A 12,072-nucleotide genomic window follows, 5' to 3' on the forward strand; every position below is an offset into this window, starting at 1 on the left:
TCGTAATTCATGGGCACGGGCGCAGCCGGGAAGTTGCCGCACGCCGGGCAAGGCCCCCAGCGCAGCGCGGCAGAACATCGCAATGCCCTCTGCCGAGCAGGTCACGTTCTCCGGGAGGGTGTACTCAATGACCCAGTACGGCCTGCCGGAATCGGTTGAAGCGTGCCTGTTCGATCTGGACGGTGTCATCACGAAGACGGCCGTCATACATGCGGCCGCGTGGAAGCAGACGTTCGACGACTTCCTCCTCCGGCACGACGGATCCGGCTTCACGCCGTTCGACGCCGTCCAGGACTATGACGAGTACGTGGACGGAAAGCCGCGCACCGACGGGGTGCGCAGCTTCCTCGCCTCGCGCGGTATCAAGCTCCCCGAGGGATCCCCGGACGACGAGGGGGATACGGTGCAGGGTCTAGGGAATCGCAAGAACGATCTGTTGCTGGAGAAGATCCGCACGAAAGGTGCCGAATCATACCCGGGCACCATGCGCTATATCCGGACGGTCCGGCAGCACGGCCTGAAGACAGGCGTGGTGTCCTCCAGCGCGAATTGCCGGGAGATCCTGGTGTCGGTGGGGGCCGAAGCCCTGTTCGACGTGCGCATCGACGGGCTGGTGGCCGCGGAGCGCGGGCTTCCCGGCAAACCGCATCCCGACACGTTCCTGGCCGCCGCCCATGACCTGGGCGTCACAGCCCGGGTGTCGGCTGTTTTCGAGGACGCACTCGCCGGGATGGACGCCGGCCGGTCGGGCCACTTCGGCTATGTCGTAGGGGTCGACCGGGTCGGCCAGGCGGACGCCCTGCGCGCCCACGGCGCTGACATCGTCGTGCAGGACCTCGCGGAGCTGGAGCGCCTGGGATGATCACAGACACTTGTTTCGCCGTCGATCCCTGGGCCCTGAAGGAAACGCCCCTCAACTTGGATCTGCTGCCACAGAGCGAATCGGTCTTCGCGCTCTCCAACGGTCATGTCGGCTGGCGCGGAAACCTGGACGAGGGCGAGCCTCACGGGCTGCCCGGCTCCTACCTCAACGGCTTTCACGAGTTGCACCCGTTGCCCTACGCGGAAGGAGGGTACGGCTACCCCGAGTCCGGCCAGACCGCGATCAACGTCACCAACGGAAAAATTCTGCGGTTGCTGGTCGACGACGAGCCCTTCGACCTGCGCTACGGCAGGCTCCGCGCTCACGAGCGTGTGCTGGACCTGCGTGCCGGTCTTCTCCACCGCAGCTGTACGTGGACCTCGCCGGCGGGCCACACGGTCCGGGTGCGCTCCACTCGGATGGTCTCCTTCACCCAGCGCTCCATAGCCGCCGTCGCCTACGAAGTCGAAGCCGTCGACACCCCAGTGCGCATCGTGGTGCAGTCCGAACTCGTCGCCAACGAACAACTTCCCGCGGTCGCGGGCGATCCCCGCGCCGCTGCGGCCCTGGAGTCGCCACTCGATGCGGAAGAGAACCAAGCGCTGGGAAACCGTCTGAGCCTGATCCACTGCACGCGCAACAGCAAGCTCCGGGTCGCGGCCGCAGCCGACCACACCGTGCGGGGGCCCGTGCAGACGCAGACCAGTGTCGAGAGCAACGACGATGTCGCGCGCCTGACGGTCACCTCGCTGCTGGCCCCCGGCCAGCAGCTGAGGATCAACAAGCTGGTCGCCTACGGCTGGTCACGCATCCGTTCCTTGCCCGCGGTACGGGACCAGGTGGAAGCCGCGCTCGCAGCAGCCGGCAGCACCGGCTGGCAAGGACTGGTGGACGAGCAGCGGCACTACCTCGACGAGTTCTGGGCACGCTCCGATGTCGAAGTTGACGGAGACGAGGAAATCCAGCAAGCCGTGCGGTTCGCACTGTTCCACGTGCTGCAAGCCGGCGCACGCGCCGAGCAGCGGGCCATCCCCGCCAAGGGGCTGACCGGCACCGGCTACGACGGCCACTCGTTCTGGGACACCGAGACCTTCGTCCTGCCGCTGCTCACCTACACCTCGCCCGGAGCCGTAGCCGAGGCGCTGCGCTGGCGGCAAAGCACCCTGCCGGCGGCCCGGGACCGGGCGCGGCAGCTCGGGCTGCGCGGAGCAGCATTCCCATGGCGGACTATCGAGGGTTCGGAGTGCACCGCCTACTGGCCGGCCGGCACCGCCGCGTTCCATGTCAACGCCGATATCGCGGACGCCGTCATCCGCTACGTCTCCGCCACCGGCGACCAGGACTTCGAGCAGACCAGTGGGGTGGAACTCCTCGTGGAGACGGCCCGGCTGTGGATGTCGCTGGGCCATCACGACCACCGTGGCACCTTCCACATCGACGGCGTGACCGGTCCGGACGAGTACAGCGCGGTCACCGACGACAACGTCTACACCAACCTCATGGCCGCCAGGAACCTGCGCGGAGCGGCCGGCAGCGCCGAACGCAATCCCCACCAGGCGGCGGCTCTTGGCGTGGACGACGAGGAGACAGCAGCTTGGCGCGACGCCGCGGAGGCCATGCACCTGCCCTACAACGACGAACTGCAGGTGCACGAGCAGCATGCCGGGTTCACCCGCCACCAGCCATGGGATTTCGCCGCCACCCGGCCCGACCAGTACCCCTTGCTGCTGCACTTCCCCTACTTTGACATCTACCGCAAGCAGGTGGTGAAGCAGGCGGACCTGGTACTGGCCATGTACACGTGCGACCAGTCTTTCGACACCGAGCAAAAGGCCCGCAACTTCGCCTACTACGAACCGCTGACGGTCCGCGACTCGTCACTGTCCGCATGCTGCCAAGCGGTCATAGCAGCGGAGGTCTGCCATGAGCGCCTTGCCTACGACTACGTCGTAGAAGCGGCACTGATGGACCTGACTGACCTGGAGAACAACACTCGGGACGGGCTGCACATCGCCTCACTGGCCGGAACCTGGATGGCCCTGGTCTGCGGCTTCGGAGGCATGCGCCACAACGGCGACACGCTGTCGTTCATGCCCCGGCTACCCGAGAATCTCAGCCGGCTCACCTTCCACATGGGGATCTGGGGCCGCCGCCTGCGCGTGGAGATCAGGACAGGGACCGTCACCTACACCCTGCTGACCGGCACGACGATGACGGTCCGGCACCACGGCGAAGCACTCACCCTCACCGTCGGCTCCCCTGTGAGCCGCCCCGTCCCCGACTCGACCGTGCGCCCAACCCCCGAACAGCCGCAGGGCCGCCGCCCTGGTCACCCTCGGCAGCAACGCGGAGGGCAGTGACAGCCGGGCGCCGACACACCTCCAGACGACTCCTACCCACAACGCGGTCACCTCGTCAGTCCTGGAGTACGGCGAAGAGAAGATTCAGTCCTTCGGTCATGGTGGGGTGCGTGATAATCATGTCGCGGAGGGCGGTGTAGGGGAGATCGGCGAGCATGGCGGTCTGCACTGTGGTGAGGGTCTCGCCACTCTCCGGGCCCAGGAGGGCCACGCCCAGGATGCGGTCGGTGCGGGCGTCGACCACGGCCTTCCAGAGGCCGTCCGTATCCCGCATCGTACGCGCCCGCGGGATGGCGGCCACCGGCAGTCGGGCGACGCGCACCTGGTGTCCGGCGGCACGGGCCTGGGACTCCGTGAGCCCGATGCGGGCCAGTTCCGGGGTGAGGAAAGTGGTGTGGGGAACAAGCCGGTCCTTTGTGGAGCGGGAACCGCCGGCAAGGTTGGCCTTGAGGATCCGGTAGTCGTCCAGGGAGATGTGCGTGTACTGCGGGCTGCCGGCGACGTCTCCAGCGGCCCATGTGTGCGGGGCCGAGGTGGCCAGGCGGTCGTCGACGGCGACGAAGCCGGCTGCTGTGGTCCGGACCCCGGCGGCAGGGAGGTCAAGTCCGGCAGTGACGGGCCGGCGGCCGACTGCGACAAGCACCTCGTCGCCGCTCAGCACCGTGCCGTCGGACAGTGCCACAGTGACCCGTCCGTCCGCGCCCCGTCGGACGGAGGTGGCGGAACGGTGGGTGAGTACGTCAACGCCACCGGCGGCCAGCAGGCTGGTGACCGCCTGCGCAATGTCCTCGTCCTCCCTCGCCAGCAGCCGCGGGCCCCGGGCCACCAGGGTCACCCGGCTGCCGAAGGCCGCGAACATGTCCGCGAACTCCAGACCGACCGTGCCGCCGCCGATCACGATCAGGTGCTCCGGCAGCCGCTCCAGGTGCAGCAGGGTCTCACTGGTGAGGACACGCGCGTCCGCCAGGCCTGGGATGTCGGGCAGGAGTGGGGTCGTCCCGGTGTTGACGACCGCTTCGGCGCCGCGCAGTCTCCGGGTGCCGCCGCTGTTCAGGGTCACCGCTACCGTGCGTTGCGCAGTGAAGCGGGCCTCTCCGAGGATGAAGTCCATGCCGGAGTCGACGAACTGCTTGTGATTGATGGTGACCATGCCTTCCACCACGCCGGTCTTATGCGCGCGCAGCAGTTCGGCGCTGGCCTCGGGGGTTTCCGTCACAAACCCCAGCTGTCGCGCCCGGGCGAAGGTGCGCATGGCGCGGGCGCTGGCTACCAGAGCTTTGGTGGGGATGCAGGCGACGTTGATGCAGGTGCCGCCGATCATGCCCCGCTCTACCATGGCGACCCGTTTGCCGCTCCTGGCCCAATCCATGGCCAGCGTCTTGCCGGCCTTTCCGCCGCCTACGACGAGCAGGTCGAACTCCTCAACCGGGTCGACCATGTCGACCATCTCCGTCCTGTATGGCATGCCCTCCGCCGCGGTCCGTCGAAGGAAAGGAGGGGCACGTGTCGTCGGGGTAGATCACTCCTGGCTCCTGGGGCGTCCTCGGTGGGGACTGACATGCCGGACGGCGGACTACCTGCGTGCACCGGCATCCCGGTCGACTCACAGATCCAGAACGACGCCGTCGGTGGGCTTGGAGCAGCAGATGAGGATGTTGCCTTCGGCTGGTGGTTCGACCGGATCAGGTGAGTAGTCGACGGTGCCGGACATCAGGGCGAGTTCGCAGGTGTGGCAGACGCCGGTGCGGCACGACCACTGGACGGGTACGTCGCAGGCTTCGGCGAGTTCGAGCAGGGAGTCCTGACTGTCGTTCCAGGGGACAGTGAGGCCGCTACGGGCGAAGGAGACGGGAGGACCGGTGCCGACGGGGCCTGCGGGCTCGTGGGGCGCAAGTGCGGTCGAGGAACCCTTCACTCCCGGGGTGAGGGAGGGCCCGGCGCCGAAGATCTCGGTGTGCACTCGCGACGTTTCCAGCCCGGCGTCGACGAGCGCGGTGGTGACACTGTTCATGAAGCCCACGGGCCCGCAAAGGTAGGCGTCGGCGTCCGTCGGCAGGCCTAGATCCAAGATGCGGTTGGTCGAGAGCCGGCCGGCCTCTGTGTAGTCGACGCCCTTGCGGTCGGCGTCGCCCGGTTTGCTGTAATAGATGCTTGACCGGGCGTTCGCCAGGCCGTCGATCAGGTCGTGGCTCTCCTGAGCAAAGGGATGCTCGGTGCTGTCACGGGCTACGTGCAGCCACCACACCTGGCGCGGGGAGCGGTCACGCGCGAGCGCGTGGAGCATGGCCAGCACGGGAGTCACCCCCACCCCCGCGGACAGCAGCACCACCGGGTTGTCGCCTTTGGACAGGCAGAACGTTCCGCGGGGCGCGGCGGCCTCCAGGGTGTCGCCGACGCGTATGTGGGCGCGTAGCTCGTTGCTGGCAGCGCCGTGCGGTTCGACTTTGACGCTGATGCGGTACGTGCCGGTGCCGGGCTCGCCGGACAGGGAGTAGCTGCGGATCAAAGGCGGCACGTGTCCCTCGAGCGGGACCTTCACGGTGAGAAACTGACCGGGCAGAGCAGTGGGCAGTGCTGAACCGTCGGCTGCGGCCAGGGACAGCGAGAACACACTCCGGCTCTCGGGCTGTATGCGCGTGACAGTCAGCGGCCGGAAGCCGGGCCAGCTGGGCGGCGGGGCCGTGGCGGCCTTGTTCAGCCCTGCGCTGCCCGAGGAGCCGTCGGCCGCCTCGCTGTCGGCCTGGTCCAGGAGAGTCTGCATGGAGCCCTGCCAGCCGGGACTGAGGGCCGGGATCCGCAGGGCCCGTTCGACCTGCTCGCGTGTGTGTCCCGGCAGGTAGAGCACCCGGTCGATCTCCTCGACGGTCATCGCCTCGGGGCCGGTGGATACCTTGACGATCTCCTGCCCGGCCTCGACCTGGCCCTCCTCGATCACCCGCAGGTAGAAGCCGGGGCGGTGGTGGGCCACGAGCAGGGCCGCCATCTGCGGCTCTCCCATACGCAAGCCCACTCGGTAGCAGGTCACCCGGGGCTGGGTGACTTCGAAGAGCGCGCCGCCGATGCGGTAGCGGTCGCCGATGCAGACCTCGTCGTCCGGCAGGCCGTCGACGGTGAAGTTCTCCCCGAACTGGCCGGGCGCCAGGTCGTCGCGGCCCAGCTCCTTCGCCCAGAACAGGTAGGAATCGGTCTGGTAGACCAGTACCGCCCGCTGTTCGCCGCCATGCCCGCCCAGATCACCCTGGCCGTCGCCATCGATGTTGAGGCGCCGTACCATCTGCGGCCCGGCGACGGTTTGCTTGTACACGCCGGTGTGCACCGTCTTGCCGTGCCAGGGCACGTCGCGGGGCATCCCGACGTTCACTGCCATCAACGTGGCCACCATGCCACCTCTCTTGTGGCCGCCGTCTCAGTCGCTTGCAGTCACGGCCCTGGCGACCAGGTCGGTGTCCTCGTACAGGCGCAGCCGGACCAAGTACCCAACTCGACGGTGAAGTGGAAGGCGACGAGCATGTGCGGAATATGCGTCAAATCCGCCCGCAGGCAACCCCTTTCGCTGCGATGATCGGGAGGGGTGGTCACCTGCTCGGGCTCGGGAGGCTTTCCCCTCGGCGGCGTGGCGCCTCGAGACAGATGGCGTTGGGCACAACGTCTTCACGCTAGACCCGCCCTCCGGGGACAGCAACACAGAGACGAATATATGCGACCTTTTAGATTTTCTTTGCAGATGGCGAAACGGGAATCGCGGATGCATTAAGGCGCAAGGGGGTCGCGGAGGGTCACCGTCCCGCTCCGCGGAGCGCAACTTGTCTGCACAGCGCCAAATGCTCGGGCAGGCCCGAATTTCACATATGCGTCTTCACCCACCATCACTGTGCCGCCTCGCGATGGCTGCGGATCCACGCTGGAATGAACCGTCCGTTCCGCTGGGCCGATGCAGAACGCCCCGTGATGGGGCAAAGTGGAGAAGAAGGCCGAATGATCGGGACGGCGCCCCTCAGGTCACACACCCCGAAGGTGAGCACGGCACTTGAGTGATGTCGCTTGGGGTCGGCAGAGTCCGCACCGGAAGAGACCTCGCGTCACCGGACCGGAATGCCCTTCGGAAGGGCATCCGCTATACCGAATATTTGTCATACCGATGGTGCGGCAGCGCGTGAGGAGCGTCAGGTGGAAATCAAGAAGATCGACACGGCGGTTGTGTTCATTGACCCACAGAACGACGTGCTGAGCGAAGACGGAGCGAACTGGGACGTGGTGGGAGCGAGCGTCACAGAGAACAGGACCGTCGAGAATATGGAGAGAATCTTCGAGGCGGCGAAGGCAGGCGGATATGAGGTCTTCATCTCGCCTCACTACTTCTACCCGACTGACAGCGGATGGCGAATGAACGGGCCGCTCGAGACAAGCGAGCTCGAGACCCACACCTTCGCACGGACCGGACAACTCGATCTGACCGGGTTTCGAAACTCCGGGGCAGACTGGCTGGACCGATTCAAGCCGTATATCGAAGACGGCAGAACGGTGGTCGCCAGCCCGCACAAGGTATTCGGTCCGGAAACCAACGACTTGGTACTGCAACTGCGCAAGCGGGGAATGCAAAGGATCATTCTCGGCGGGATGCTGGCGAACATGTGCGTCGAGTCCCATATGCGTCACCTCATTGAGGAGGGATTTGAGGTCGCTGTGGTCAGGGATGCAACAGCTGGACCCCGACACCCGGTCTGGGGCGACGGGTATCAGGCGGCGATCATCAACTACCGCTTTTTCGCGCATGCGTTGCTGTCGACCGACGAAGTACTCGATGGAATACGCTGAGGAGATCGCGGCCTGGACATAGCGATCGCGTCCGTCCGATAGTTACGCTTTCAGTAGGCGCCGTTCGCGGTGCCGGTTTGCAAGGGGTAACCGGTGCTCGGAACGGAGTGCGGACAGCAACAGAGTTGCGGACCACAAAGGAGCGGATTCGGGTCGGCGCGAGAGGGATACTGTGGAGTTCCAACCCGTCGTGGAGCTGGTCGGTCGGGGTGTTGACGCCGCGGGCGTAGCCATTATGGTCGTGGGGACGTTCTTGGCGACCGTTATCGCGGGTATCCGACTCAATCGCCGACAGGCGGGTGTGTACCGCGGCTATCGCCGTCGCGTAGGGCGGTCGATCCTGCTGGGGCTGGAGTTTCTCGTAGCCGGCGATATCATCCGTACAGTCGCCGTCGCACCGACGTATAAAAGCGTCGGAGTGCTAGCCGTGATCGTAGGCATCCGCACCTTCCTCAGCTTTTCTCTCGAACTCGAGATCACCGGGCGGTGGCCATGGCAGAAGCCAGCGGCCGAAGCCGAAGACTGACCCCGCGAGCACAAGCAGCGTCAGACGGCCGCCACCCCCATGGGGCGCCTGGCACACCCCGCCGACGTAGTGGACGGTGTGGGGGCCGGCCTTGCCGGTGGTGAAGGTGTAGCAGCCGTCGGCGGTGAGGTCCTGCGGGGCCAGGGCGCCGTAGGGGCGGACCGGGGCGGTGGCGCAGCCCTGCGGGTCGGTCAGGCGGCGGGCGGTGACGGCGTTTCCGGCCGGGAAGCCGTTCTCCGAGTAGGTGACCTGGCAGATCACCCGGTAGGGGCCGCTGCCGGTCAGTACGCAGCTGTCCTCGCCGTCCTCCGGGAAGCGCGGGCAGACGCGGGCTCCGGTCGCGTCGGTGAGCCATGCGGCGGTGCTGCCGTAGACCGGGGTGGCGGCGGTGAGGCGGATGCGTTCGCCGGGCTGCCCGGTGAAGGGCCGGCAGTCGACCTCGGCCGGGCTCACGCTGGTGCGGGTGCCGGGCGGCCGGCCCCAGCCCGTGCCGACCGGATCGAAGCAGCCAGGGGTGGCCGAGTCGAGCGGGACGACGGTGAGCGTCGAGGCGGCGGGGTCCCAGCCGGTGTTGACGACCTTGAGGGTGTAGTCGCCGGCCGGGGGCGCTCGCGCGGGGCGTGGCCTCAGTGCCGGCCGGCCACCCGGTCCGCCACCCGCGCCAGCCGTGACGACTCCGTGCTCGGCCGGAGGCGTTCGCGCTGGTCGGCCGCGCGGTAGGTGGCGTACATACCCTGGACGCCGAGCCAGCGGAACGGCTCCGGCTCCCACTTGCGGACCTTGTGGTCCACCCACGGCAGCTCGGTCAGGTCGGTGCGCCCGGCCTGCCCGGAGTCGAGCTGGACGAGGTCGCGGAGGGTCCGGGCCGCGAGATTCGTGGTGGCGACTCCGGAGCCGACGTAACCGCCCGCCCAGCCGAGCCCCGTCGAGCGGTCCAGGGTGACGGTCGCGCACCAGTCCCGCGGTACCCCGAGCACCCCGGACCAGGCGTGTTCGACCGCGACGCCGGCCAGCGACGGGAAGAACCGCACGAGGATCTCGCGCAGCGCCTCGACCGTCGCCTCCTGCGTGCGGCCGTCGTTGTCCGTCCGCGAACCGAAGCGGTACGGCACCCCGCGCCCGCCGAGCGCGATCCGCCCGTCGGCCGTGCGCTGCGCGTACATGTAGGCGTGCGCCATGTCGCCCAGGGTCTCCCGGCCCTCCCAGCCCACCGACGCCCACTGCTCCGCCGTCAGCGGCTCGGTCGCGATCATCGAGGAGTTCATCGGCAGCCAGGTGCGCTTCTGGCCCTTGAGGTTCGCGGTGAAGCCCTCGGTGCAGCGCAGGACGTAGGGGGCGCGGACCGTGCCGTACGGCGTGACGGCGTGCTGGGGGCGGATCTCGGTCACCGGGGTCGACTCGTGGATGTCGACGCCGAGTGCCGTCACGGCCGCCACCAGGCCCTTCACCAGCTTCACCGGGTGCAGCCGGGCGCCGTGCGGGGTCCAGGTGCCGCCCACCGCGTCGGCGACGCGGATCCGCTCCCGGGTCTCCCCGGCGCCGTACAGCTCGCGGTCCTTCTCGCCGTACGACAGCTCGTGCTCGTGGAAGGCCTTCAGGCGGGCCAGCTGGGCCGGGGTGGTGGCGACCTCCAGCACCCCGCCCTTGTGCAGGTCGGCGTCGATGCCCTCGGCGGCGGCGACGGCCACCACCTCGTCGACGGTCTGGTTCATGGCCTTCTGCAGGCGGACGGCGGCCTCGTGGCCGTGCAGGGCGGCGTACCGGTCGCGGCCGGCGATGCCGTTGTAGAGCCAGCCGCCGTTGCGGCCGGAGGCGCCGTAGCCGCAGAACTTCTGCTCCAGGACGGTGACCCGGAGGAAGGGCGCGGCCTTCTTCAGGTAGTACGCGGTCCACAGACCGGTGTACCCGCCGCCCACGATCACCACGTCCGCCGAGGCGTCCCCGGAGAGCGGCTCCCGCACCGCCGGGAGGCCGTCGTCCGCGTACCAGAAGGAGATGCCGCCGTTGACGACACCGCTCGCCGATCTGCTCATGACCTGGACGCTAACCCTTGAGGGCGGCCAGTGTCTCCTTCGGATTCCATGCTTTTCCGCGCCCTCTGACCAGCGGATAGCAGCCGAGACCGATCAGCGCGGCGACGAAGTGCCCCAGGTCGGTGAAGGTGGGCGACTCGGTCAGCGGCAGCCCGTAGACGAGGAGGACGGCCACGAGGTACGGGTACCGCCAGGGCGTCGCGATCCGGTACGCCAGCACCGCGATCACCCCGGCCAGCGCGTAACTCACCCCGATGTCCAGGGTGTTGACCGCGGAGTGCGGGACGATCCCGTCGTGGATGCCCTTCAGCAGCGCGCCCTCGCTGATCAGGGTGGCCAGCACGTGCGCGATCACGCACACCGCGAGCCAGCGGACCGTACCCAGCCAGCGCTCCGCCGGGGCGTGGAAGACGGTGTAGAGGAAGGCGTACGGCACCCAGTGCCCGCCCTCGATCCACATCGCGCTGGCGACCAGTACCCGTACCGGGTTGTCCGACAGCTCGCGGATGTTGGTGGACCGCTGCCGCAGGAACTGCTGTTCGAACTCCGGTGACATGTGGTGCACCGCCACGGCCGTCACGAAGAGAATCGCCAGCCAGACGTACGTACCGGGGGTGCTGCGGACGTACGTCCACACCGTGCCGCCGAGTCCCCGGAGAAATGCCATGAGGCGATTCATGCACGACGGCAACGCCGGGTGTGTGATTGACATTCCGGATGGGGCGATCGCGGCGGGACCGGAGGCGTGCGGAGCGGTGGTTGTCAGTGGCGCCCTGCACCATGGGGGCATGGCGAGGACTGGGGCCGGTGGGGCCGGCGGAGGCAGGGTGAAGGGTGCGCGGCGGCCGGAGGTACGGCTGCCCGAGCTGGAGCAGTGGGGCGGGGGTGAGCTGGAGCCGGACGGGGACTACGACGGGCAGGCGTTCCGGGAGGCGGACTTCGTGGGGCAGGACGCGGCGGGCGCCCGCTTCATGGACTGCGCGCTGACCGACTGCGCCTTCGACGAGACGGGGCTGCGGCACGCGCGCGTGCTGGACACGGTCCTCACCGGGGCAAGAGGCGTCGGCACCGATCTGGCCGACGCGACCCTGCGCGATGTCGAGCTGGTCGACGCCCGGCTGGGCGGCACCCAGCTGCACGGCTCCGTCCTGGAGCGCGTGGTGATCCGCGGCGGCAAGATCGACTACCTCAACCTGCGCACCGCGAAGCTCCGGGACGTGGTCTTCGAGGGCTGCGTCCTGGTGGAACCGGACTTCGGCAACGCGGTGCTGGAGCGGGTCGAGTTCATCGGCTGCACGGTGAAGGCGGCCGACTTCACGGGGGTCACGATGAAGGACGTCGACCTGCGGGGCGCCGCGTCCCTGGAGATCGCGACCGGCGTGGAGCGCCTGTCCGGCGCCGTGATCAGCATGTCCCAACTGCTGGACCTGGCCCCGGTACTGGCGGCACAGCTGGGCATCCGCGTGGAGGGATGAC

The 12,072-nt window shown here is 68.2% G+C and carries 10 protein-coding genes; 5 read left to right on the forward strand and 5 right to left on the reverse strand.

Going from position 1 to position 12,072, the window contains the following annotated elements:
- Positions 1–127 precede the first annotated feature (127 nt).
- On the forward strand, positions 128–862 hold the full coding sequence (locus tag AB0472_RS12650; protein WP_366355887.1) for a beta-phosphoglucomutase family hydrolase: 735 nt from the start codon (positions 128–130) through the stop codon (positions 860–862).
- Complete coding sequence (locus AB0472_RS12655) at positions 859–3,222, forward strand: glycosyl hydrolase family 65 protein (protein WP_366355888.1); 2,364 nt, start codon at positions 859–861, stop codon at positions 3,220–3,222. Before AB0472_RS12650 ends, AB0472_RS12655 begins: the two co-directional genes overlap by 4 nt.
- 55 nt (positions 3,223–3,277) lie before the next feature.
- Here AB0472_RS12655 and AB0472_RS12660 read toward each other — a convergent pair whose 3' ends face one another.
- A complete protein-coding gene (locus AB0472_RS12660) occupies positions 3,278–4,687 on the reverse strand; it encodes an FAD-dependent oxidoreductase (protein ID WP_366355890.1) in 1,410 nt (469 codons plus the stop codon).
- A gap of 138 nt (positions 4,688–4,825) precedes the next feature.
- Positions 4,826–6,589, reverse strand: coding sequence for an MOSC and FAD-binding oxidoreductase domain-containing protein (locus tag AB0472_RS12665; RefSeq protein ID WP_366355891.1), 1,764 nt, complete (start codon positions 6,587–6,589; stop codon positions 4,826–4,828).
- 800 nt (positions 6,590–7,389) lie between these two features.
- Here AB0472_RS12665 and AB0472_RS12670 point away from each other — a divergent pair.
- A complete protein-coding gene (locus AB0472_RS12670; RefSeq protein ID WP_366355892.1) occupies positions 7,390–8,037 on the forward strand; it encodes a cysteine hydrolase in 648 nt (215 codons plus the stop codon).
- Positions 8,038–8,272: 235 nt separating this feature from the next.
- Positions 8,273–8,563: a DUF1622 domain-containing protein gene (locus tag AB0472_RS12675; protein ID WP_366356131.1), complete on the forward strand. Its 291-nt coding sequence runs from the start codon at positions 8,273–8,275 to the stop codon at positions 8,561–8,563.
- Here AB0472_RS12675 and AB0472_RS12680 read toward each other — a convergent pair.
- The 3 genes from AB0472_RS12680 to AB0472_RS12690 all read right to left on the reverse strand — a co-directional run bounded on the left by AB0472_RS12680 (position 8,459) and on the right by AB0472_RS12690 (position 11,263).
- Complete coding sequence (locus AB0472_RS12680; RefSeq protein WP_366355894.1) at positions 8,459–9,016, reverse strand: hypothetical protein; 558 nt, start codon at positions 9,014–9,016, stop codon at positions 8,459–8,461. The genes AB0472_RS12675 and AB0472_RS12680 overlap by 105 nt on opposite strands.
- Before the next feature lie 173 nt (positions 9,017–9,189).
- Positions 9,190–10,596, reverse strand: coding sequence for an FAD-dependent oxidoreductase (locus AB0472_RS12685; RefSeq protein WP_366355896.1), 1,407 nt, complete (start codon positions 10,594–10,596; stop codon positions 9,190–9,192).
- 10 nt (positions 10,597–10,606) lie between these two features.
- Entirely contained in the window at positions 10,607–11,263 is a 657-nt protein-coding gene (locus tag AB0472_RS12690; RefSeq protein ID WP_366355897.1) for a rhomboid-like protein, read from the reverse strand.
- Between the two features lie 121 nt (positions 11,264–11,384).
- Between AB0472_RS12690 and AB0472_RS12695 the strand changes: the two genes are divergently transcribed.
- Positions 11,385–12,071 carry a pentapeptide repeat-containing protein gene (locus AB0472_RS12695; protein WP_366355898.1) on the forward strand — a complete coding sequence of 229 codons (687 nt, stop codon included), beginning with the start codon at positions 11,385–11,387 and terminating at the stop codon, positions 12,069–12,071.
- Position 12,072: the final 1 nt, after the last annotated feature.

This window comes from Streptomyces sp. NPDC086777 (genome assembly GCF_040702065.1).
In the GTDB taxonomy this organism is placed as follows: Bacteria; Actinomycetota; Actinomycetes; order Streptomycetales; family Streptomycetaceae; genus Streptomyces.

Coding starts and splice junctions, on each gene's coding strand:
- AB0472_RS12655 (WP_366355888.1), top strand. CDS start 859: ATGATCACAGACACTTGTTTCGCCGTCGATCCCTGGGCCCTGAAGGAA.
- AB0472_RS12665 (WP_366355891.1), bottom strand. CDS start 6,589: ATGGCAGTGAACGTCGGGATGCCCCGCGACGTGCCCTGGCACGGCAAG.
- AB0472_RS12685 (WP_366355896.1), bottom strand. CDS start 10,596: ATGAGCAGATCGGCGAGCGGTGTCGTCAACGGCGGCATCTCCTTCTGG.
- AB0472_RS12695 (WP_366355898.1), top strand. CDS start 11,385: ATGGCGAGGACTGGGGCCGGTGGGGCCGGCGGAGGCAGGGTGAAGGGT.
- AB0472_RS12650 (WP_366355887.1), top strand. CDS start 128: ATGACCCAGTACGGCCTGCCGGAATCGGTTGAAGCGTGCCTGTTCGAT.
- AB0472_RS12660 (WP_366355890.1), bottom strand. CDS start 4,687: ATGCCATACAGGACGGAGATGGTCGACATGGTCGACCCGGTTGAGGAG.
- AB0472_RS12690 (WP_366355897.1), bottom strand. CDS start 11,263: ATGGCATTTCTCCGGGGACTCGGCGGCACGGTGTGGACGTACGTCCGC.
- AB0472_RS12675 (WP_366356131.1), top strand. CDS start 8,273: ATGGTCGTGGGGACGTTCTTGGCGACCGTTATCGCGGGTATCCGACTC.